The 22,127-nt window shown below is 60.9% G+C and carries 23 protein-coding genes; 10 read left to right on the top strand and 13 right to left on the bottom strand.

Features of this window, described 5'->3' with window-relative positions; translation table 11 throughout:
- Positions 1-15 precede the first annotated feature (15 nt).
- Positions 16-615, top strand: coding sequence for a 2-hydroxychromene-2-carboxylate isomerase (locus tag ACR3E2_RS03145; protein ID WP_209504229.1), 600 nt, complete (start codon positions 16-18; stop codon positions 613-615).
- Positions 616-659: 44 nt separating this feature from the next.
- Complete coding sequence (locus ACR3E2_RS03140) at positions 660-1,151, top strand: DUF2244 domain-containing protein (RefSeq protein ID WP_209504230.1); 492 nt, start codon at positions 660-662, stop codon at positions 1,149-1,151.
- Between the two features lie 21 nt (positions 1,152-1,172).
- Here the strand turns inward: ACR3E2_RS03140 and ACR3E2_RS03135 are convergent, their stop codons facing one another.
- Positions 1,173-1,658, bottom strand: a complete 486-nt coding sequence (locus ACR3E2_RS03135; protein WP_480481399.1) for a GatB/YqeY domain-containing protein — start codon at positions 1,656-1,658, stop codon at positions 1,173-1,175.
- Positions 1,659-1,841: 183 nt separating this feature from the next.
- Between ACR3E2_RS03135 and carA the strand changes: the two genes are divergently transcribed.
- Both carA and ACR3E2_RS03125 read left to right on the top strand, forming a co-directional pair.
- Complete coding sequence (carA, locus tag ACR3E2_RS03130; RefSeq protein WP_480481401.1) at positions 1,842-3,008, top strand: glutamine-hydrolyzing carbamoyl-phosphate synthase small subunit; 1,167 nt, start codon at positions 1,842-1,844, stop codon at positions 3,006-3,008.
- Between the two features lie 81 nt (positions 3,009-3,089).
- Positions 3,090-4,967 carry a glycosyltransferase gene (locus ACR3E2_RS03125; protein ID WP_480481403.1) on the top strand — a complete coding sequence of 626 codons (1,878 nt, stop codon included), beginning with the start codon at positions 3,090-3,092 and terminating at the stop codon, positions 4,965-4,967.
- A gap of 3 nt (positions 4,968-4,970) precedes the next feature.
- Here the strand turns inward: ACR3E2_RS03125 and ACR3E2_RS03120 are convergent, their stop codons facing one another.
- Positions 4,971-5,618: a GntR family transcriptional regulator gene (locus ACR3E2_RS03120; RefSeq protein WP_267363400.1), complete on the bottom strand. Its 648-nt coding sequence runs from the start codon at positions 5,616-5,618 to the stop codon at positions 4,971-4,973.
- A 100-nt stretch (positions 5,619-5,718) separates the two neighbouring features.
- Between ACR3E2_RS03120 and ACR3E2_RS03115 the strand changes: the two genes are divergently transcribed.
- The 3 genes from ACR3E2_RS03115 to ACR3E2_RS03105 all read left to right on the top strand — a co-directional run bounded on the left by ACR3E2_RS03115 (position 5,719) and on the right by ACR3E2_RS03105 (position 7,969).
- Entirely contained in the window at positions 5,719-6,363 is a 645-nt protein-coding gene (locus ACR3E2_RS03115; protein ID WP_480481405.1) for a pyrimidine 5'-nucleotidase, read from the top strand.
- A gap of 86 nt (positions 6,364-6,449) precedes the next feature.
- Complete coding sequence (locus tag ACR3E2_RS03110; protein WP_209504235.1) at positions 6,450-6,698, top strand: hypothetical protein; 249 nt, start codon at positions 6,450-6,452, stop codon at positions 6,696-6,698.
- A 74-nt stretch (positions 6,699-6,772) separates the two neighbouring features.
- The gene (locus ACR3E2_RS03105; protein WP_480481407.1) at positions 6,773-7,969 is read left to right on the top strand and encodes a UbiH/UbiF family hydroxylase; all 1,197 of its coding nucleotides are present in this window, start codon (positions 6,773-6,775) and stop codon (positions 7,967-7,969) included.
- 12 nt (positions 7,970-7,981) lie between these two features.
- On the opposite strand, the gene ACR3E2_RS03100 is transcribed toward ACR3E2_RS03105, so the two are convergent.
- Positions 7,982-9,109, bottom strand: a complete 1,128-nt coding sequence (locus tag ACR3E2_RS03100) for an aminotransferase class V-fold PLP-dependent enzyme (RefSeq protein WP_480481686.1) — start codon at positions 9,107-9,109, stop codon at positions 7,982-7,984.
- A gap of 317 nt (positions 9,110-9,426) precedes the next feature.
- Here ACR3E2_RS03100 and ACR3E2_RS03095 point away from each other — a divergent pair, with 317 nt between their 5' ends.
- Entirely contained in the window at positions 9,427-10,041 is a 615-nt protein-coding gene (locus ACR3E2_RS03095; protein ID WP_480492686.1) for a GntR family transcriptional regulator, read from the top strand.
- Between the two features lie 6 nt (positions 10,042-10,047).
- Here the strand turns inward: ACR3E2_RS03095 and ACR3E2_RS03090 are convergent, their stop codons facing one another.
- Together ACR3E2_RS03090 and ACR3E2_RS03085 are read right to left on the bottom strand one after the other, a co-directional pair.
- Entirely contained in the window at positions 10,048-10,506 is a 459-nt protein-coding gene (locus ACR3E2_RS03090; RefSeq protein ID WP_209504239.1) for an Lrp/AsnC family transcriptional regulator, read from the bottom strand.
- Positions 10,503-10,958, bottom strand: a complete 456-nt coding sequence (locus ACR3E2_RS03085) for an Lrp/AsnC family transcriptional regulator (protein ID WP_480481411.1) — start codon at positions 10,956-10,958, stop codon at positions 10,503-10,505. Before ACR3E2_RS03085 ends, ACR3E2_RS03090 begins: the two co-directional genes overlap by 4 nt.
- 131 nt (positions 10,959-11,089) lie before the next feature.
- Here ACR3E2_RS03085 and ilvC point away from each other — a divergent pair, with 131 nt between their 5' ends.
- Positions 11,090-12,112, top strand: a complete 1,023-nt coding sequence (gene ilvC / locus ACR3E2_RS03080) for a ketol-acid reductoisomerase (protein WP_209504241.1) — start codon at positions 11,090-11,092, stop codon at positions 12,110-12,112.
- 46 nt (positions 12,113-12,158) lie between these two features.
- Here ilvC and ACR3E2_RS03075 read toward each other — a convergent pair whose 3' ends face one another.
- Both ACR3E2_RS03075 and ACR3E2_RS03070 read right to left on the bottom strand, forming a co-directional pair.
- Positions 12,159-12,614, bottom strand: a complete 456-nt coding sequence (locus ACR3E2_RS03075; protein WP_480481413.1) for an SRPBCC domain-containing protein — start codon at positions 12,612-12,614, stop codon at positions 12,159-12,161.
- Complete coding sequence (locus ACR3E2_RS03070; protein ID WP_480492685.1) at positions 12,611-12,922, bottom strand: ArsR/SmtB family transcription factor; 312 nt, start codon at positions 12,920-12,922, stop codon at positions 12,611-12,613. The genes ACR3E2_RS03075 and ACR3E2_RS03070 overlap by 4 nt, the downstream gene beginning before the upstream one ends.
- Before the next feature lie 78 nt (positions 12,923-13,000).
- Between ACR3E2_RS03070 and ACR3E2_RS03065 the strand changes: the two genes are divergently transcribed.
- Positions 13,001-13,903 (top strand): DMT family transporter, encoded by a 903-nt coding sequence (locus ACR3E2_RS03065; RefSeq protein ID WP_480481417.1) that lies wholly within the window; start codon positions 13,001-13,003, stop codon positions 13,901-13,903.
- Here ACR3E2_RS03065 and glmM read toward each other — a convergent pair.
- The 6 genes from glmM to ACR3E2_RS03035 all read right to left on the bottom strand — a co-directional run bounded on the left by glmM (position 13,900) and on the right by ACR3E2_RS03035 (position 22,109).
- A complete protein-coding gene (gene glmM / locus ACR3E2_RS03060; RefSeq protein WP_480481419.1) occupies positions 13,900-15,243 on the bottom strand; it encodes a phosphoglucosamine mutase in 1,344 nt (447 codons plus the stop codon). The two genes, ACR3E2_RS03065 and glmM, sit on opposite strands and share 4 nt — an antisense overlap.
- 33 nt (positions 15,244-15,276) lie before the next feature.
- A complete protein-coding gene (folP, locus tag ACR3E2_RS03055) occupies positions 15,277-16,275 on the bottom strand; it encodes a dihydropteroate synthase (RefSeq protein WP_480481421.1) in 999 nt (332 codons plus the stop codon).
- A complete protein-coding gene (locus ACR3E2_RS03050) occupies positions 16,272-17,192 on the bottom strand; it encodes a dihydroneopterin aldolase (protein WP_209504247.1) in 921 nt (306 codons plus the stop codon). Before ACR3E2_RS03050 ends, folP begins: the two co-directional genes overlap by 4 nt.
- A gap of 100 nt (positions 17,193-17,292) precedes the next feature.
- The gene (locus ACR3E2_RS03045) at positions 17,293-18,666 is read right to left on the bottom strand and encodes a multicopper oxidase family protein (protein ID WP_480481423.1); all 1,374 of its coding nucleotides are present in this window, start codon (positions 18,664-18,666) and stop codon (positions 17,293-17,295) included.
- Between the two features lie 73 nt (positions 18,667-18,739).
- Positions 18,740-19,414: a cell wall hydrolase gene (locus ACR3E2_RS03040; protein WP_480481425.1), complete on the bottom strand. Its 675-nt coding sequence runs from the start codon at positions 19,412-19,414 to the stop codon at positions 18,740-18,742.
- A 154-nt stretch (positions 19,415-19,568) separates the two neighbouring features.
- The gene (locus ACR3E2_RS03035) at positions 19,569-22,109 is read right to left on the bottom strand and encodes a putative PEP-binding protein (protein ID WP_480481427.1); all 2,541 of its coding nucleotides are present in this window, start codon (positions 22,107-22,109) and stop codon (positions 19,569-19,571) included.
- Between the last annotated feature and the right edge of the window lie 18 nt (positions 22,110-22,127).

Here is a 22,127-nt window from a genome sequence, read left to right as displayed (position 1 = left end):
GTCGGAGGGTCGGCAATGCCCGAGATCGACTTTTGGTATTCCATTGGCAGCACGTACAGCTTCCTGACCGTGATGCGTCTGGAGGAATGGTGCGCCCAGCATGACGCCACGGTGAACTGGCGCCCGTTCAACGTGCGTACGGTGATGTCGGCCCAGCAGAATATTCCTTTTGCCGGAAAGCCTGTGAAATCGGCTTATATGTGGCGCGACATCGAACGCCGCTGTGCCAAGTACCACATCCACGCCAACCTGCCCGCGCCCTATCCGATTTCCAATCTGCCACTGGCCAATCAGGTTGCGTTGCTTGGAATGATGGATGGCTGGGGCGTGACGTTCACCCAAACGCTCTATCGCATCTGGTTCGAGGAAGGGGTGGAAGCCGGTCGCGAAAGTGCGCTGTCCGAGGCGCTTTTGCGGTGTCAGCAGGACCCCCGACTGACCCTGGCACGCGCGCAAGGCGACGACATTGTCGCAGCCCTTGAGGCGGAAACCGAAACCGCCGTCAAACTGGGTGTTTTCGGCGCCCCCAGCTTTGTTGTCCGGCAGGAGGTGTTCTGGGGTGACGATCGTCTGGATGACGCCCTGTCCTGGTCTCGGGTCGGCCACGTCGTCTGATCAAAACCCGTCGACATGAGGCGGCGCTGCGCTATGTTCGCGGTATGCCCTATACGTGGAATCAGACCTCGGAAACCGAACAGGAACTGCGGCTTTGGCCGCATAACTCGCTGCCGCCGCGGGGGGCGATGATCACGATCCTGTCGGTGTTCCTGTTTGGCCTGATCCCGCTGCTGGCCACGCTTGGTTCCGTGATCCTGTGGGGGTTGCTGCCGTTTCTGCTGATCACTGTGCTGGGGCTGTGGCTGGCCATCAAGACCAACTACCGCGCCCGCAGTGTGTTCGAGGTACTGACCCTGTCGGGCACACATGCGCGGCTGGTGCACCACACCCCCGGCAAAGAGCAGCACGAATGGTCTTGCAACCGCTATTGGGCGCGGCCCGCGATGCACGAGAAAGGCGGCCCGGTTCCGCATTATGTCACCCTTGTCGGAGACGGGCGCGAGGTCGAAATCGGGGCGTTTCTGTCCGAAGATGAGCGGATCACGCTTTATGACGAGCTGGTCCTAAGACTGCGCGAGCCGGTCGCGCAGTAATGTTTTCCGAGGCCCAGTGCCTCAGCAATCTCCGTTTGAGGCTGCGCACAGGTGATCCTTGACCATAGGACCGACCTTGCCGAAATCCATCTGGCCGGTATAGCGCGTTTTCAACTCGCCCATCACCTTGCCCATATCGCGGATCGAACCCGCGCCGGTTGCCGTGATGGCGGTTTGAATGGCCTTGCTGACCTCATCGTCATCCAGCTGTTTGGGCAGAAATTCCTCGATCACCTCGACTTCGCGAATCTCGCGTTCGGCCAGATCCAGGCGACCGCCCTCTTCGTAGGCGCGGGCGCTTTCCTTGCGCTGCTTGGTCATTTTACCAAGGATTTCAAGAACCTCTGCGTCGCTGCATCCCTTTGCTTCTTCATTTTCGGACGCACGTGCCGCGATGTCGCGGTCTTTGATGGCGGCGTTGATCAACCGCAGCGTCGACAGACGCTCGGCTGCTTTGTCTTTCATTGCTTGCTTCAGGGCGGCATTCACCCGTGATCGCATGTCCATTTGGTTTGTCCATCCCCATGACAACGGAACCCCGACCATATCGAAACAAAAAGCCTGACACAACCGGGGGTGAATACAGCTAAACCATTGAAAAACAACAATAGCCCAAAAATTGAACAGACTTGACCCAGACGCGCAACCCCCTTAGGTATGCGCCGATTTACCCTACAGGAGAGTCGCGCCATGGCCCCGAATGCCCCGTCCAAGCCCACCGCATGTCTGGCTTTGGCCGATGGAACCCTGTTTTACGGCGCAGGCTTCGGCGCGACCGGGCAAACCGTGGCCGAGCTGTGCTTTAACACGGCGATGACCGGATATCAGGAGATCATGACCGACCCGTCTTATGCCGGGCAGATCGTGACCTTTACATTCCCTCATATCGGCAATGTCGGCGTGAACCCGGAAGATGACGAAACCGGTGATCCGGTCGCGGCGGGCATGGTCGTGAAATGGGATCCGACCGAGCCATCGAACTGGCGCTCGGCCGAGGAGCTCAAGGGCTGGCTGGCGCGTCGGGGGCGCATCGCCATCGGGGGTGTCGATACCCGCCGCCTGACCCGTGCCATCCGCCAGCAGGGCGCGCCGCATGTGGCGCTGGCCCATGATCCCGAGGGAAATTTCGACATCGAGGCGCTGGTCGCCGCCGCGCGTGGTTTTGCAGGGCTGGAAGGCATGGACCTGGCCAAGGATGTCACCTGCGCCCAAAGCTATCGCTGGGATGAGATGCGGTGGGCCTGGCCGGATGGGTACCAACGTCAGAAGGCCCCTGCCCACAAGGTCGTTGCCGTTGACTATGGCGCCAAGCGCAACATCCTGCGCTGCCTCGCATCCGCTGGGTGTGACGTTACCGTTCTGCCCGCGACTGCCACCGCAGCCGACGTGCTGGCGCATCAACCTGACGGTGTGTTCCTGTCGAACGGCCCCGGCGATCCGGCGGCAACGGGTGAATACGCCGTGCCGATGATCAAAGAGATTCTGGAGACGACAGACCTGCCTGTGTTCGGCATCTGCCTTGGACACCAGATGCTGGCGCTGGCGCTGGGAGGTCAGACGGTCAAGATGAACCATGGCCACCATGGCGCGAACCACCCGGTCAAGGATCTGGACACCGGCAAAGTCGAGATCACGTCGATGAACCACGGTTTTGCTGTCGATGCGCAATCCCTGCCGGATGGCGTCGTGGAAACCCACCGGTCGCTGTTTGACGGTTCGAACTGCGGTATCCGCATGGCGGATAGGCCGGTTTATTCGGTGCAATACCACCCCGAGGCATCGCCCGGACCGCAGGACAGTTTCTATCTGTTCGAGCGTTTCGCCGAGGCCATGGAAAAGAAGAAAATTCAGGCATAACTGCTTGTCTGTGCAGTGTTAACCGGGTGTTAACCCTGATCGAACAACCCTGAGCGCAGGTAACTGCGCCAGGGTTTTGTTATGGCTGAGCTTGATCTTCTGGATTTCACGTCCGCCGCACCGATCCCCGCGCCCGGGTATCGGAAACCGTTGGGCACCTGCCTGCTGGAAACCGGAGCTATCACCCGATCCCAGCTGGACCATGCGCTGAGCCAGCAAACCAGACAGAACGCACCGCTGGGAGAGATACTGGTCGGAGAAGGCTATGCCACCCGGCAGGACGTGTTGAGCGCGCTGTCTGCGCAATCCGGCTGGCAGATTGCCGATCTTGAACAGATCCCGCCGATGCCGGAACTGAGCGGGTTGATGCCGGTCGACTTCTGGCTGAAACACAATGTCATCCCCTGGATGCGGATTGGCCCCCTTGTTCTGGTGGCCACTGCCCGGCCCGACCGGTTCGCGACCGTGACCGCCGGGATGCGGGAGTGTGATTACGCCGTGATCCCGGTGCTGGCGGCATCCGATCAGATCGACCGCACGATTGCGCGGCAATTCTCGGGGTCTTTGGCCAGATCGGCGGAAACGCGGGTTGATCCCGCGCAAAGCTGCCGCAACTGGACCCTCAGGTCGCGCGTGGGGCCTTCGGTGGCCCTGTTGTGTGTGCTGGGGCTGTTTGCCGTATTCCCGTCCTTTGGTCTGCTGGCGATGCTGGGCATGGCTGTGGGAACTCTGGTGCTGTTTGCGGTCTTTCGGATGGCTGGCACGCTGGCTTATCTTTGGCATCGCCTGAGAACGCAGCCGGACCACACCGAAGCGGCCATCACATTGCGGCAGCCCTGCGTGTCGATCATGGTGCCATTGTACAAGGAGCGCGAGATCGCGAACGCTCTGGTGCACAGGCTGCAGCGGCTGACCTATCCCAAGGCGTTGCTGGATGTCATCCTTGTGCTTGAGGAAAAGGATGACGTGACGCGCAATGCCCTTGCACAGGTGAGCCTGCCCAGCTGGATGCGCATCGTCGAGGTGCCCGAGCTGAACGGGCTGACCACCAAACCCCGCGCCATGAATTACGCGCTGGATTTCTGCCGGGGCGACTTCGTTGGCGTCTGGGATGCAGAGGACGCCCCACAACCGGATCAGATTGAGCGCGTGGTGGCGCATTTCACCCAGGCCGCGCCGGATGTGGTGTGCCTGCAAGGAGTTCTGGATTACTACAACCCGCGCACCAACTGGCGGTCACGCTGCTTTACCATCGAATACAACAGCTGGTTCCGCGTGATCCTGCCGGGGATCGCCCGCATGGGGCTGGTAGTGCCACTTGGGGGCACCACGTTCTTTTTCCGTCGCGACAAGCTGTTGGAACTTGGCGGCTGGGATGCCCATAACGTCACCGAGGATGCTGATCTGGGCGTAAGGCTGTACCGGGCCGGGTACCGGACCGAAATGGTGGATACCACAACATATGAAGAGGCGAATTTCCGGGCCTGGCCCTGGGTCAAACAGCGCTCGCGCTGGCTCAAGGGGTTCATGGTCACGTATCTGGTGCATATGCGCAGCCCGCAAAAGCTGTGGCGTGACCTTGGAGGTGCCAGATTTCTGGGCCTTCAGGCGTTCTTTCTGGGTACGCTGGGGCAATTTCTGCTGGCACCCGTTCTCTGGGTATTCTGGCTGTCGAGTCTGGGGCTGGCCAATCCGATGGGACCTATTCTGCCGCAATCCATCTCAAACGCGCTGATCGGGCTGTTTCTGGTGGCAGAGGGGCTGAGTATCGGCGTTGGCCTGATCGCCGTATCCGCGCGTGAGCGGCGGTTTCTTTTGCTTTGGGTTCCGACGATGTTTCTTTATTTCCCGCTGGGCGTGATTGCCGGTTACAAGGCGCTGTGGGAATTGGCGACCAACCCGTTTTTCTGGGACAAAACCCAGCACGGGCAGGCCAGCGAAGACGAGCCGCTGACCTGATAATCACTTGTCGCGGCGGCTTGCGTCCTGTTTCAGGCGCGTCATGAACGCGATCGAGATATGGTCCTTGAGCGCCCGCCCCGCCGCCTCTTCATCGCGCGCGGCAATGGCTTCGACAATGCCTTTATGTTCGCTCTGGGCAATCTCTCCGCGCCCCTGCACGGCCAAGGACGTAGTCGCCATCAAGGCCATTGTCCGGTGCACCAGATCAAGCTGCTGGACAAGGTAGCGGTTGTGCGAGGCCAGATGGATCTGTTCGTGAAAGCGCCGGTTGGCACGTGACAGCGCCATCGGATCGCCCACCAGCTTGTCATCTTCGAGAACCATGTCCTGAAGAACCCTGATCTCTTCTTCGGTGGCGTGTTTGGCAGCCAGCCGCGCGGCGAGCCCTTCCAGTTCGCGCCGCACGATATAAAGCTCGGCCATCTGGTTGTGGTCCAGCGACGCCACGATCAGTGACCGACCGTCCCGTTCCAGCAGAGACTGGGTTTCCAGGCGTTGCAACGCTTCGCGGATCGGGGTGCGCGACACCCCGAACCGTTCTGCCAGCTCGCTTTCCACCAGACGATCGCCGGGCTTGTAGACGCCGACATCAATGGCTTCGAGTATCAGGCTATAGGCATCCTTGGTGGGGGATCGGGTCTGGCTCATGGGGTATTCTGTCTCCTCGTTCGGACATGTCTATCCGTCTCTGGGGGCGTCAATCAAGTACGGCATTGAAAACACCCCGCCCGCGCCCTAAACCCAAGCCATGGTCAAACCGTCCTTCAGTCATGTCACGCAATGGGTGTTCGATCTGGATAACACCCTCTATCCGCCGCATATGCAGCTGTTCGATCAGATCGAAGTTCTGATGACGGATTACGTGGTGCAGGCCATCGGCGTGGACCGGGCCGAGGCCGACAGGCTGCGCGGGCAGTACTGGCGCCAATACGGCACTACGCTGGCCGGGTTGATGGCCGAACATGATCTGGACCCCGAGCCCTATCTGCACGCGGTGCATCAGGTGGACATGAGCCATATGGACCCGGATGCAGAGCTGGCCGATCACATTCGCGCCCTGCCCGGACGGCGCATCGTCTACACCAATGGCAGCGCACCCTACGCCGAGCGGGTTTTGCAGGCGCGCGGGCTTTCGGGGCTGTTTGATGCAATCTATGGCGTCGAACATGCCGGGTATCGGCCAAAGCCCGAGAAAGCCGCCTTTGAAGCCATCTTTGCACAGGATGGCATTCAGTCTGACAAGGCCGCCATGTTCGAGGATGACCCGCGTAATCTGGCCGCCCCGCATGAGATGGGAATGCGCACGGTTCATGTCGCCCCGGACCCGCATGAGGCCGATCACATCCACCATCACACGGATGATCTGACCGCATTTCTGGCCCGCCTGCGGTAGCCTGTCACACTGCGACGATCCGTACGTTCTGCACCCGCATGCGCAGCCCTATATGCGCTGGAGCGACGAACAGAACGGAGAGCCCCATGAGTGCGATCGAGATGCCCGGACGCCTGCCGGTTTGGCAGCGCCTATTCTTTGCAATTCCGGTTTTCGGGTGGCTGGCCCGCGACGCCGCCAACGCCAAGGCGGAGGACCTGTATTATACCGTCGGCGCGGTCCTCAGCATGTGGGGCTGTTCCGCCATGGTGTTCGGCCTTCCCGGCCTTTACATCCCTGCCCTGATGATGGTGCCGGTGATGTTCCTTGTCCTGATCCTGATCTCACGCGGCTGAGATACGGGACAGGATGTCACTTGGCGCAGGGGGCGGAACCGAACTAGGGTCTGCCCGAACTGATGAGAGGCGCCATGACTGACAGTTGTGACATCCTGATTTCCGGCGGTGGAATCGCCGGTCTGACCGCAGCGGCGGCGTTTGGAACCGCCGGGTTTGACGTGGTGTGTGTAGATCCCGCGCCACCGATCACCGAACGGGATGTGGACGGGTCTGACCTGCGCACCACCGCCTTTCTGCAACCTGCGCGCGGCCTGCTGGAGCAATGCGGCCTGTGGGCACGGCTGGATGCACATGCGGCCCCCTTGCAGATCATGCGTATTGTCGATGCCGGCGGGGACGTGCCCGAACCCCGCGTCATACGCGATTTCAACGCCGCTGACATTTCCGAGCAACCGTTTGGCTGGAACCTGCCCAACTGGCTGTTGCGCCGGGAGATGGTCGCGCGGCTGGCAGAGCTGCCGAATGTCGATTTCCGCCCCGGCACCGGCACCGTCAGCCTGTTCACCCGCACTGCCGAAGCCCGCGTTGGCCTGAGCGACGGCAGCCGCATCCGCTGCAAGCTGGTGCTGGCGGCAGATGGGCGCAACTCTCCCATGCGCGAGGCCGCCGGTATCAAAGTGCATACAACACGGTATGGGCAGAAAGCGCTGGCGTTTGCGGTGACGCATCCTGTTCCTCACGAGAATGTCTCGACCGAGATACACAGGTCTGGCGGGCCGTTCACGCTGGTTCCGCTGCCCGATTGGCAGGGGCAGCCTTCGTCCGCCATTGTCTGGATGGAACGCGGGCCGAATGCCGTTGACCTGTTGACCCTTGATGCCGAAGCGTTTGAGGCTGCGATGACGGAACGGTCCTGTGGCCTGTTTGGCCCCTTGAGGCTGGCATCGCGCCGGACGATCTGGCCGATCATCAGCCAGTCCGCGGAACGGCTGGCGGGTGAGCGCATTGCCCTGATGGCCGAGGCCGCGCATGTGGTGCCACCGATCGGCGCGCAGGGGCTGAACATGTCATTGGGCGATCTGCGCTGCCTGCTGGATCTGGCGCAGTCCCGGCCCGAAGATCTGGGCGACGCGCAGATGCTGGACGCCTATCACAAGGCGCGCCACACCGAGATCGAGATGCGGGTCAAAGGGATTGATCTGCTGAACCGCGCCTCGATGATCGAGGCGCGCCCGCTGCGGGATGCGCGCGCAATGGGGCTGAGCGCGCTGTATTCCCTGCCGCCTGTGCGCAAGACGCTGATGCAGATGGGCCTTGGCGTTCGCTAAGGCCCGGCCCGTTTACAGAACCTGATCCAGCACACGCTTCAGGCGCGCGATGGTGGCGTCCACATCATAAAGCTTGTCCAATCCGAACAGGCCCAGACGGAAGGTGCTGAAGCCTTCGGGTTCGTCACATTGCAGCGGCACCCCGGCCGCGATCTGCATCCCCAGAGCGGCAAATTTCTTGCCGTTCTGGATTTCGGGGTCCGAGGTGTAGCTGACCACAACGCCGGGCGCGCCGAAACCGTCAGCAGCCACCGAGACAATACCATACTCCTTCAACATCGCCCGCACGCCGTCGCCCAATGCCCATTGCGCCTTGCGCAGCTTTTCGAACCCGTACCCCCTGGTTTCTGCCATGGTATCGCGGAAAGCCAGCAGCGCATCGGTGGGCATTGTGGCGTGATAGGCGTGACCACCGTTTTCATAGGCCTGCATGATCTGGCGCCACTTCTTCAGGTCGATGGCGAAACTGTCCGAGCTTGTCTGTTCCAGACGCGCCTCGCCCCGTTCGGACAGCATGACCAGACCGGCACAAGGCGATGCGCTCCAGCCCTTTTGCGGGGCCGAGATCAGCACGTCGACGCCGCTGGCTTTCATATCCACCCAGGCACACCCGGATGCGATGCAATCCAGCACCATCAATGCACCCACCTCATGCGCCGCGCTGGCCAGGGCGGTCACATAGTCATCCGGCAGGATGACACCCGCCGCCGTTTCAACATGCGGTGCGAACACAACGCCGGGTTTCTGTTCGCGAATCGTTGCGACGACCTCGTCAATCGGTGCGGGCGCAAAGGGGGACGGGCTGGCATTGCCGGTCTCGCGCGCCTTCATCACAGTGGTCGAGCTGGTCAGGGCGCCGCTTTCGATGATCTGGCTCCAGCGGTACGAAAACCACCCGTTCCGGACCACAAGAACATCCGCCCCGCGCGCGAATTGCCGGGCAACCGCCTCCATCGCATAGGTACCGCCGCCCGGAATGATGGCCACCCCGTCTGCCTTGTACACCTCTTTCAGCATGGCCGAGATGTCGCGCATTACCCCCTGAAACTTTTGGGACATGTGGTTCAGCGAGCGATCGGTGAATACGACCGAGAATTCTTCGAGCCCGTTCGGGTCAACGTTCTTCAGCAAGGCAGGCATATGGCGTCCTTTCAATATCGTCAGTGCAGTCTTGGTCTCTTTACCTTGGCCAGTAAAGCCATTTCGCGACAAAAAGTGACGCGACGGAATGCGGGTAAAATCGACCCATTCGGTGCTGTATAACACTGGGAACACAAGAAAATGACGCCAACCAGTGTCACTTCCCCTTTACACTTCTGCTTGCTTCTGAACAGATGCGCACACTTTTTACTTGAAGGGATATTTTTCCTGTGACGATACAAAAGCGTATTAACTTCCAGTCCGTTCGAGATGAAGTAAAACGACGTATTGAAAGCCGCGTGTGGCCTCAGGGATCATTGCTGCCGACCGAAACGCAACTGGCCGAAGAATTCAATTGCGCCCGCGCGACGGTGAACCGCGCCCTCAGGGAACTGGCCGATCAGGGTTTCATCGAACGCAAGCGCAAAAGCGGCACGCGGGTCAAGAAAGAGCCCAGCAAACACGCCAAGCTGGAATTCTCGCTGGCGCGACAGATGGTCGAAAGCCAGAATGCCGCCTATCGCTATGCGCTGGTGGAACGGACTGTCGAGGCCTGCCCCCGCTGGCTGTCCTCTCAGCTTGATGTCCCCGCCGAGACGCGGGTTCTGCATGTCGTCTGTATGCATTACGCAGACAACCGCCCTTTCCAGCTTGAAGAGCGCTGGATCAATATCGAAACCGTCCCCGATGTGGAAAACGCCGACCTGACCCAGCAAGGACCGCATGAGTGGCTGCTGAATGCCGCTCCGTTCAACGATGCCGAGGTTGCGTTCTGCGCGATTTCCGCTGACGCAAGGCTGGCGGAATTCATGGGCACCACGGCGGGCGCGTCGATGATCCAGATGGAGCGCACCACCTGGAAAGAAGACAAACCGATCACGTTTGCCCGCCTGACCCATCATCCCGGATACTACATCCGCACCAGATATTAAGGCACGTCACCCAATCGGACCGGGCAGCCGTTCCTCGCTCAGCAGGACGTTCGCCTCGACATCGCCTGCGCCGGGCAGCGTCATGATCCGGCGCCGCAACACGCGTTCGAAATCGGACAGGTCCCGCGCCACGACGCGCAAGCGGTAATCGTACAGACCCAGAACATGCTCGACGGTCTGTACTTCGGGGATGGCGCTGACGGCGCGTTCGAAATCCTCAAGGCTGATCTGACCCTTGCGCGCCAGCTTGACCCCCAGAAACACGGTCACGCCGAACCCCAGCGCCTCGGCATTCAGGCGCAGCCTTCGGCCCTTGATGATCCCGGCGTCCTCCAACCTGCGGATACGCCGCCAGGTGGCGGGCTGAGACAGGTTGAACCTCCGACCCAGCGCACCTGCGCTTTGGGTGGCGTCCTGTTGCAACGCGCGCAGCAAACGGCGGTCGATCTCGTCCAGCTCGATCATACCGGTAACACCTCGTCCCGTTTGACCCGCGCGATATGCATCAGCGCTTCGATATCGGCGATATGCGGCAGGGTCAGGATCCGGTCCCGATAAAGCTGCTGATAGTGCTTCATATCCCGCGCTATCACCGACAGGCGGACATCCACCCGGCCCAGAAATGTCTGGATTTCGATCACCTCGGCCACGTTGCGGGCCTCTTCCATAAACTCGTCAAAGGCGCGGGCCTGTGTCTTGTCCAGGGTGATCCGAAGCGAGACTTCGACCGCATAGCCCGTCGCGGCCCAGTCGATCACCGCCTCCTGCCCTTCGATGATCCCGGCCGCCTGCATCTTTTCCAGCCTGCGCCAACAGACACCTGCGCTGATCCGGCACAGATCGGCCAGTTCCGCAGTGGTCAGGCTGGGGTTCGCCTGAAAGTGGCGCAAAATGCGCCGGTCGATATCGTCAAGCATGATTTTTTCAGTATTTTCCGTTTTCAGGAATTATTCTTCATCTTTTTTGCAAATACTCAAGTCCAACCCTATCGCCAATCCGACGCACGGCAGGTAGAACCGCCCCAACCAAACCAGAAAGGACCGGCAAAATGCGCGTCTATTACGATCGCGATTGCGACATCAACCTGATCAAAGACAAGAAAGTGGCTATCCTGGGCTATGGCAGCCAGGGCCACGCCCATGCGCTGAACCTGCGCGACTCGGGCGCCAAAAACCTGGTCATCGCCCTGCGCGAAGGCTCGCCCTCGGCCAAGAAAGCCGAAGCGGAAGGTCTGCAAGTGATGGGCATTGCCGAAGCGGCTGCCTGGTGCGACGTCATCATGTTCACCATGCCCGACGAATTGCAGGCCGAGACCTACAAGAAATACGTTCATGACAACATCAAGCCCGGTGCCGCCATCGCGTTTGCCCACGGCCTGAACGTCCACTTCGGCCTGATCGAGCCGAAGGACGGCGTTGACGTCATCATGATGGCCCCCAAAGGCCCTGGCCACACCGTGCGCGGCGAATACACCAAAGGCGGCGGTGTGCCCTGCCTGGTCGCGGTTCACAACGATGCAACCGGCAAGGCGCTGGAAATCGGCCTGTCCTACTGCTCGGCCATCGGTGGCGGCCGTTCGGGCATCATCGAGACCAACTTCCGCGAAGAATGCGAAACCGACCTGTTCGGCGAACAGGCCGTTCTGTGCGGTGGACTGGTCGAACTGATCCGCTGCGGCTTTGAAACTCTGGTCGAGGCCGGTTACGCACCCGAGATGGCCTATTTCGAGTGTCTGCACGAAGTGAAGCTGATCGTTGACCTGATCTATGAAGGCGGCATTGCCAACATGGATTACTCGATCTCGAACACGGCTGAGTATGGCCAGTATGTCACCGGTCCGCGCATCCTGAAATACGACGAGACCAAAGCCCGTATGAAAGCGGTTCTGGACGACATCCAACAGGGCAAATTCGTCCGCGACTTCATGCTGGAAAACGCCGTTGGCCAGCCGACCATCAAAGCGTCGCGCCGCGCCAATGACGAGCATATGATCGAAGAGACCGGCGCCAAGCTGCGCGGCATGATGCCGTGGATCTCGGCCGGCAAGATGGTCGACAAAGAAAAGAACTAAGTCTGACCGATGTCAGGCAAAGGGCGGCCCAGGCGGTCGCCCTTTTTCATTTTAAGACCGCTTTGGCAAAGCATTCACCCAGAACGATATCCCATCCCGTATCGTAGCCGCCGCGCTTTTCGGGCGCTTCCCCTGCCCAGACGTCCCAGCCGGAATGCGTCAGGGTGACTTTGGCCTGCCCCGAACCACAATCCTCAAAACGCACATCGACGCGCGTTGGAGACTCCCTGCTGGTGCCCGGATGCCAGGTGAATGCCACGGATTGGCCGGGATCAATTGCCAGCACCTGACCCCAGTCGGCACGGGTTCCGTCGAACATGACCTCATAGACCGCGCCACCGATCCGGGGTTCAATAACCACGTCCCTTGCCGGTTGTCCCTGCGATGCGGAAACCGCGTGGCTGTCCAGCGGCCACCATGTCCCGATGCGGTTGACGAAGATATCGAAAGCGCGCGCAGCAGAGGCACTTACGACAATTGTTTTGACAATCGGGTCTGTCATGGCCTCTCTCCTGCTCTGGTCACCTCATCTGCAAAGCTGTTCATCACGTCGGTCCAGTACCGGTCGAGCCATGAGCGCAGCTCTGCCAGCCCCTCGGGGCGCACCGCATAGATCCGGCGCGTCCCTTTCGCGTGGCATGTCACCAGTCCGGCATCCGACAGCACCTTGAGATGTTGAGAGACGGCCGGTCGGCTTACCGGCAGCTTTGACGCAAGCTCACCCACTGCCTGAGGCTGGCTGGCGACGGCTTCGAACACCTGCCTGCGGGTTGCATCGCCCAAAGCTGTAAATGTCATATCGTAAGTCATTGCTTACGGTAAGTGTAAACTAACGTTAAGTCAAGATCAGCCCGTGACACCGGCGCGCACGCGGGATAAGGGGATGGAATGGTTGAACAACCCACGAAGCAGGACTGGAGCGGCGTTTTTACGCTGGGGCTTATTTGGGGCGGCACATTCATGGTCGTCGCGATGGCTTTGGAAGGTTATGGCCCGATTACCGTGGCGACATCGCGCACCACATTGGGGGCGGTGACGTTGCTTGTCCTGATGCGGATCACCGGGCGCCGCATGCCGGTTTTGACACCCGCGCTGACAACATCAATCCTGCTGATTGGCGTGTTGTCGACTGCGGTGCCTTTCATGCTGCTCAGCTGGGGGCAGCAATATGTACCCTCGGCCTTTGCAGGGTTGTCCATGGCTGCAATTCCGCTGATGGTGCTGCCGCTGGCGCATTTCTTTTCCGATGAGCCGCTGAACCTGCGTCGGTTTCTGGGCGTGTGCCTTGGGTTTTCCGGCGCATTGGTCCTGATCGGACCCGGTCTGGCAAAACTGGGTCAAGGGACCGAGCCGCTGGCGCAGCTGGCCTGTGTCTCGGCTGCCCTCTGCTATGCCTCGACATCGATCCTGACGCGGCGTTGCCCGCCGGTCGAGCCGCTGGCGCTGGCCGCGCTGACCCTGCTGGTCGGCGCTGTTCTGCTGGTGCCCATCATGCTGCTGGTCGAAGGCATCCCCACATGGCAGGGCAACCGCCCATCGCTGGCCCTGATCGTGCTTGGCCTGATCCCCACAGCATTCGCCAATTTGCTGCGGGTTTCGATCACCCGCAGCGCCGGGTCGGTGTTCCTGACACTGGTGAATTATCAGGTGCCGATCTGGTCGATGGTGTTCGGGGCCTGGATCCTGTCCGAGGCCCTGCCCCTGCGATTCTACGTCGCCCTGGCCCTGATCCTGACGGGCATGGCCATCAGCCAGTGGTTCAGCCTGCGCAGAGTTCTGTTCGGGCGCTAGCCTGCGGCGGCTTCGACCTCGGCCACGATACTGTCGACGACCTGGACCAGCAGCGCGTCATCCTCGCATTCGGCCATAACGCGGATCAGCGGCTCGGTGCCGGATTTACGGATCAGCAACCGTCCCTGCCCGTTCAGCCGCGCCTCGGCATCGGCAATGGCAGCTTTAACGCTTTGAACTTCAAGCGGAGTTTGACCGTTGGCATAGCGGACGTTCTTCAACAGCTGCGGCACGGTTTCGAACTGCTTGGACAGGTCCGAGGCTTTGCGACCGGACAGAACCATCTCGGCCAGGAAATGCAGACCGGCCATCAGGCCATCGCCGGTGGTGGCATAATCGCTCATCACGATATGACCGGATTGTTCACCGCCCAGGTTGAAGCCACCTTCGCGCATACGCTCGACCACATAGCGGTCGCCGACCGCCGTGCGTTCCAGTCGCATACCATGTGACGAGAGGTGCCGTTCAAGCCCCAGATTGGACATCACGGTGGCTACTAGGGCATCGCCTTTCAACTGCCCGGATTTTTTCCAGGCCGTCGCCAGCAGTGCCATAAGCTGATCGCCATCGGCGACCTGACCGGTTTCGTCGACGATAACGACCCGATCCGCGTCGCCGTCCAGACAGACACCAACGTCAGCGCCATGCGCCACGACGGTTTCGGCAGCCAGTTGCGGCTTGGTCGATCCGCAGTTGAGGTTGATGTTCTTTCCGTTGGGCGCAATGCCAACCGGGATCACGTCTGCGCCCAGTTCCCAAAGAACCTCGGGCGCGGTGCGGTGGGCGGCGCCGTTGGCACAGTCGATCACCACCTTCAGGCCATCCAGACGCACATCGCGCGGCAGCGAGGATTTCACACGCTCGCCATATCTGAACCGGGCGTCATCAACACGGCGCGCCCGTCCGATGTTCTGGGCCTGAGCAGGCCGGACACCTTCGTCGATCAGCTTTTCGATGTCTATCTCGGCCTGATCGGACAGTTTATAGCCGTCGGGGCCAAAGAACTTGATACCGTTGTCCTCTGCCGGGTTGTGGCTGGCCGAGATCATGACACCCAGATCGGCCCGCATCGAGCGCGTCATCAGACCCACCGCAGGCGTGGGGACCGGCCCCAGCAACAGCACATTCATTCCTGTTGAGGTCAAACCGGCGGTCAGCGCGTTTTCCAGCATATAGCCGGACAGGCGCGTGTCCTTGCCGATGACGACCCGGTGCACACCGGTCGCATCGCGCCGGAAATAGCGCCCCACCGCAGCCCCGATGCGCAACGCCATTTCCGCCGTCATCGGATGCGTGTTGGCCGTGCCCCGCACCCCGTCGGTTCCGAACAGCTTGCGCATTGGTGTCACTCCGTGATTTTCCGTGAGACCGGATTACCGGACAGCAGCCCATAGGCGCAAGGCCTGAGCAGTCTCGGCGACGTCGTGAACGCGAATGATCTGCACGCCCTGGGACAATCCGGCCAAAGCCACGGCAATTGAACCCGGAGCGCGGGCAGTCTTGTCCGGTTCGCGTCCAATTGTTCCGATAAAGCCCTTGCGGGACACGCCCAGCAGGATCGGGCAGCCAAGCCCGTGAAACAGGCTGAGATTGCGCAGCAAGGTCAGGTTATGATCCTCGGTCTTGCCGAAACCGATGCCCGGATCGACCATGATCAGGTCGCGCCGAAGCCCCAGGCTTTCCAGCAGAGCGATCTGGGATTCGAGGAAGTCGTAAACATCCAGCAACACGTTGTCGTAGCTGGGGTTTTCCTGCATCGTGGCCGGATCGCCCTGCATATGCATGACGCAAACTGGTGTGCCCTTGGCGGCGCAAAACGGCGCCAGTTCGGGATCGAAGGTGAACCCCGAGACGTCGTTGACCAGCCCCGCGCCCGCCGCATACGCCGCTTTGGCGACGCTGGCTTTGCGGGTGTCGATTGAAATTAGGGCATCCGTTTGAGCGCGAATCGCCTCGATCACCGGGCGGGTGCGGGTAATTTCCTGATCTGCCGGAATGAAATCCGCGCCCGGGCGCGTTGATTCCCCGCCGATATCCAGAATGGTGGCCCCATGCGCCACCATCCTTGCAGCGGCATCGCGGGCGGCCTCGACCGAGCTGTGAACGCCCCCGTCCGAGAAACTGTCAGGCGTGGTGTTGAGAATGCCCATGACATGCGGCACCTGCATATCCAGCCCGGCGATGGGTGCGCGCGGGCCGGTCAAACGCGCCAGCGCCCCACCGGGAATATCCGATGCCGACATGATCTGCGGTGTAGTATCGCGCCCAAGCGTTTCGACATGGGTAAACCACAGGGGCTGACCGGCCAGAGAATACGCGCCAGCGGGCCGGGTCTGGCCGTGCTGAACCAGCGGTCTGAAATAGATGCTCACAATTGGGCCTGATCCACGGCCACAGCCCGCAGGGGGGTTTTGGGCGCTTTCGGCAATTCGCCGCCGATGACCATCATCTCACTGGCTTCAAAGGTCGCGGCAAACCATGCGGCCAGAGCCACGGCGTCGGAGGGCGCGGCAGAAGGGCCATCCACCGCGTCCAGAACGATCTTGGACGGGGCCCAGACGCAGATCTGGCCGTTCTTCATGGCCCAGTCCAGTTCCGTCCGAGTTGAAACCACCTTGCAGCGGTGATCGCGTGCGGCCAGAACCCACGCGTTTTGCTCGATCGCAAGCAGGTCAATCCGGCGCTGTGTCATTGCGTGGCCGGTTTGCGGCGCAGCCAGGTCTGACGCCCCCACACACAGGATCAGCGGGCGCTGGCGGTTCTGCAACTGGTCGATCCACCCGGTCAGATTGTCCGAGGCGATGGCGTCATTCGACAGGTAGACCAGACGGGGATGCGGGCGGTCTTCCTCGGTCACGTCGTGATGAACCGAGTCTTTCCCGCGCACGATCTCGACCCCAAGAGCGCCCGGACCACGATCCAGTTTTTCGATGCGAACAAAGACCCTTACAGCCTGAGGTTCATGCAAGATACGTTCGGCCACACGTTCGGCCAGGGTTTCAAGCAGGTTCAGACGCTCGGCCGCGAGCTCATAGGCAATGGATTCCGTCACCCGGTCATAAGACAGGATGCGATCCACATCGTCGTCAATGGGGTCAGTAAGAGGCCGGACTTCGACGACGATATTGAAACAGATCCGCTGGGTTGTTCCCCGCTCGGCCTGAAACGCACCGATTTCAACCTCGACAATATGGTCGCGCAGGGAAATGCGGTCCAGCGGCCCTCGGGGCGAGGTCGCCTCGGACCGTTCGGACGGGTGCGCAAATGCCAGTCGGATTTCAGAACTCATGGGTCCGGCCTTTTCGGCTTGTTGCAGGGCTTGCCCACTATAGGCGTTGCAAGCGCCTATAACATTCAAACAAACGCCATTCCAACCGCCGAATGCGGCGTCAGGTGACGCGAAACCAGCTCATCATACCCGAAGCGGCATGGCCCAGCATATGGCAATGCAACAGCCAGTCCCCCGGATTATCCGCGACCAGCGCGATCTGGCGGGTTTGTCCGCGATCAACCAAAACAGTGTCGCGCCACGGGCCAAGCGATCCGTCCGGCTGGATCAGTCGGAAGTGGTGGCCGTGCAAATGCATGGCATGTGGAAAGACTGTTTCATTGACGAACTCGATCCTGTGAAGGCCGCCGGTCCGGGCGTCCAGAAACGGATCGGACGGGCGTTCCGCATAACCGTTCAGGGCCCAGAACCGGCCCAACTGCGCCAGTTCCTGGCCTGACAATTCAGTGTCCCCGATCCGGGCGTTGTCCAGCCAGCGCATCGCCCCGCCTTGCAGGGACATCCGGTGCAATGGAGCGGATGAGACATCCTCGATGACCGGCAAAGGGTTGGGCGGCAACGCTGCCACGCCTTGTCGTGGCGCGGGTGAGAGAGGTTCGTCGACATCGAACCGAACGATGCCAAAGGCACCGTCGCGTTCAACACTCACCAGACTTGCCGTATCGCCCGCAGCCACGACATCCACAACCAGATCGATACGTTGTGCGGGGGCGATTGGGAAAGCCCCCGACAATGGGATCGGCGTTCCCAGTGGCATACCGTCAAGGGCGACGATCCACCCTGACAACCCGTCGAGATCCAGGTCGAAAATCCGCGCGTTGGAGGCGTTGATCAGGCGTAGCCGGAGACGGTCGTTCCGTCGCGCCTGAACGCGCGGGTCAAGGGATCCGTTAACAGTGATGATATTCCCCAGTCGGCCAGCGTGGCTGAGATCATGGCCATTGTCGAAATCATCCGTGATCTGGGCGGTTTCAGGATCAAGCCTCCAGTCGTCCAGCATCAGCACCAGATCCTGATCCACATCGGAGGCCGCGGTTTCTTCGACGATCAGCGGCCCGTAAAGCCCGCGCGCAACCTGTTCCATCGACTGGTTATGCGCATGATACCAATAGGTCCCTGCGTCGGGAACGACGAAGGAGTAATCAAAGCTTGCGCCCGTCTCGACCGCGTCCTGTGTCAGGCCGGGCACGCCGTCCATGGCGTTTTCAATGCGAATGCCGTGCCAATGGACCGACGTGGCTTGCGGAAGCTGGTTCATCAGGGTGCGCTGGATGCGGTCGCCCTGCCTGACACGCAGTTCAACGCCGGGGACAGACCCGTCATATGTCCAGACTGCCGTTTCAGGATAACTTGCAGGCGCGATCGGGTGTTTGGTTACACGCGCATTAAGCGGTGCAAAACCCGCGCTGGCCACACGCGGCATCAGCAATGCAGCGGCGGCGGATTGCAAAAGGTGTCTGCGGTTCAAAATCATCACGGGCCTCCTGGCCCGCAATATAGGATGCAACCTGCCCCGCGCCAGCAAGCTTCCAGCGCGGGTGCGTCAATCAGTTGCTCGCTGTCCGGTAGTTGTGGCGGTAAAAAACATGCACGCCGATTTTCGCCGTCTGTTTATAGACCCGCGACCAGGATGGGCGAACCGACGTCGTGTGATAGTGCGTCGCCCCTTCGGTCAACTCATCCGCCACACCATCAATGGCTGCCCGCGCGACTTTTGCCACACGCTCATACGCCGTTTTCTCGTGGATGACCTCTTTGCGGCCATCGCAGGTGTATGTGAACTGGCACTGGTATTTCTTGCCGGTCCCCTGATGGATCACCCCGCACAGGGAATCCGGGAAACGGCTGCTTTTGACCCGGTTCAGGATCACTTCGGCAACCGCGAACTGGCCGCGCACGCTTTCGCCGCGCGCCTCGAAGTACAGGGCTTCGGACAGGCATTTCCAGTTTTCACCACCAGAGGCCTTTGGTTGCTGGTCAAGCCAGTCTTTGGAGAAGGACACTTCGACAGGTTCAGCCGCCTTGCGTGGCTGGAACAGCTTGAAATAGTCCCGAAAACTTTGCGCCGGCAGTTCACTGCGGGCGACAAGTTCTTGTTTTGCAGTATCAGTCGCTTCCTTCTCGGCGAAGGACGCACTCGGCAGCACGGTTGCCGCCACTGCGGCAACAGCCAATATGTAACGTAGCATCAGATAACCTCGCACAGGCACATCACGCGCCATACCCTCCCCCGGCGGGCGCGACGAGGCTGATACCCCAGACTGAGGCAAAGGTCCAGTATCTTGAAAAAAGCAAGTGGAAAATCGCCCGTAGCGAAAATATTTTTCGCCTACGAGTGACCGTATAACCCACTATTTCTTGGGGTTCGGCGCAGTGTCAACCCCCAAGTCTGGAGGAAATCGCCAGTTGAGCGGCAGCCAGCCGAGCGACCGGAACCCGGAACGGTGAGCATGACACATAGTCGAACCCAAGATCGCGACAGATGGCAATTGATTCGGGGTTCCCGCCGTGTTCGCCACAGACCGAAAGGGTCACATCCGGTTTCGCGGCACGCCCGCGCTCTGCCCCGAGTTTCAGCAACTCGCCCACCCCGTCCGGATCAAGAACGTGGAACGGATCTTCGGTAAAGACCCCCTGTCGCACGTAAGCGGACATGAAACGACCGGCATCGTCGCGGGACAGGCCGTAAGTCATCTGTGTCAGGTCGTTTGTACCAAAACTCATGAAGGCGGTCTGCGGCGCGATCTCTTCCGCGCGCAGACAGGCGCGTGGCGTTTCGACCATGACGCCCAGCCGGTATTCAAATTTCTGCCCCCGTTCCGATTCAACGGCGGCGGCGACCGAGTCGATGCGGGATTTGACCAGTTCAACCTCGCGCTTGGCGGAAACCAGCGGGATCATCACTTCGGGCACCACCGGGGCACCGTTTTTTCGGGCCTCAAGCGTGGCTTCGAAAATCGCACGCGCCTGCATGTCGTAGATCTCGGGCACGGTGACACCCAGACGAACGCCGCGCAGGCCAAGCATGGGGTTGTATTCTGTCATCGCCTCGACCCGGCGTTCGACGTCGGACACGGGCAGGTCCAGCGCTTCGGCCAGTTCCCGTTGCCCGGTGCGCGTTGTCGGCAGGAATTCATGCAAGGGGGGATCGAACAGGCGGATGCAGACAGGCTGGCCTTCCATGATCCTGAACAGCTGAACAAAATCCTCGCGCTGCATCGGAAGCAGGCGTGCCAGCACTGCCGCCCTGCCCGCCGAGGTTTGCGCAAAGATCATTTCGCGCATCACGATCAGACGACCGGGGTCAAAGAACATATGTTCGGTCCGGCACAGACCGATCCCCTGAGCCTGAAAGTTCCGGGCCGTCTGCGCGTCAGCCGGTGTGTCGGCATTGGCGCGGATGTCGATGTCACGCTCGGCATCGGCCCAGCCCATCAGCGTCTGGAAACAGTCATCCAATGCGGCCTCGAGCATGGCGGGCTGACCGGCCAGCACCTGCCCCGAGCTGCCATCAATGGTGACAATATCGCCGGTTTTAAACACCCGCCCATCCGGTGCGGTCAGCATCTTGTCTTTCGTCTGAAACCGCATTTCCGAGGCCCCGACGATACAGGGCAGACCCAATCCGCGCCCGATCACGGCCGCGTGGCTGGTCATGCCGCCCTTTTCGGTCAGAACCGCTACAGCGGCGTGCATCCCGCGCACATCCTCGGGCGAGGTTTCCCGGCGCACCAGAACACATGCCTCGCCACGGGCGGCGCTGGCCTGTGCTTCGGCCGAGGTGAACACGATCTTGCCGGTCGAGGCACCGGGGCTGGCACCAATGGCCGTGGTCAGCACGTCGCGGCGTGCATCGGGGTGGACCTGACGGTGCAGAAGTTCGTTCAGCGCGTGCGGGTCGACACGCATCACCGCTTCTTGCGGCGGTATGATACCGTCTTCGGCAAGACGTACGGCAATGCGCATGGCCGCGCGGGCCGATCTCTGCACCCGGACGCCATCCAGAATATGCACAGTGCCATCCTGAATGACGAATTCGACCTGCATCTCTTCGCGCAGTTTCTGGCGCATCAGGGCGGCATGCGTTTTGACATCGGCAAAAGCATTGGGCGCGACCTCTTCCAGCGAGGGGCCGCGCGGGTCTTTTTCCAGAAACAGGGCGGCCACATCCTTGCCCAGTGCATCGCGCCCCTGGCTCTGGCTGAGGTAGCGACCGGTGATCTGTGGCATACCGGTTGTGGAATCAACCAGTTGCAGAACACCCGATCCGCATTCCCCTTTGCCGACGCCGGGGATCATCTCTTGAATGACCAACCCAAGTCCGGCATCAGCGGGTGCCCCCTTGGCCTGCCGCAGCAAGCGCGCGGACGTCCCGTCCCATGCACGTGCCATTGAGCGCAAAACGCCGATCAGCTGTTCGCCCCTGTCCTGCGGAAAGACCTCGTCGGTTTCATCCTCGTAGGCGCGCAGCGAATGGCGCAACCCCTCGCGGCCATCAGCGTCAATGTCATCAAACACATCCGCATCCAGCCGCGCCACGTGGATCGCATAGCTTTGAACGAACCTCAGATACAGGGCTGCGGCGGCCTCGGCCCCCATGGTGTCGGACAGGTCGACATAACGGGCATCGTTCATTCCGATATTGAGAACCGCGCCGGGACCACCCCAATCGGGGTCTTCGGAACTGGGTCGGACGCATAGCAACGAGGTCGGGTCGAACTGTTCGAGGATCGCCGCAATATCCGGGATCGCCCCTTCTGCAATCTGGTGAACGGCATCAAATGACAGCGCAACGGTTCGGGGCACCGGCAGGTCCAGCCGGACCAGACGTTGCAGACATTTGGCCCGCCCGCCATGTGTATGGGCGGTGACAGGCGCGTCGGATGTAATGAGCGTTGTATTCGGATTATTCTGCACTGCAGCACCTTTTGGTTT

The sequence above is a fragment of the Ruegeria sp. AL7 genome (assembly GCF_056536105.1).
The sequence above is the reverse complement of the archived record's forward strand: the minus strand, read 5'-3'. Positions and strand labels throughout refer to the sequence as shown.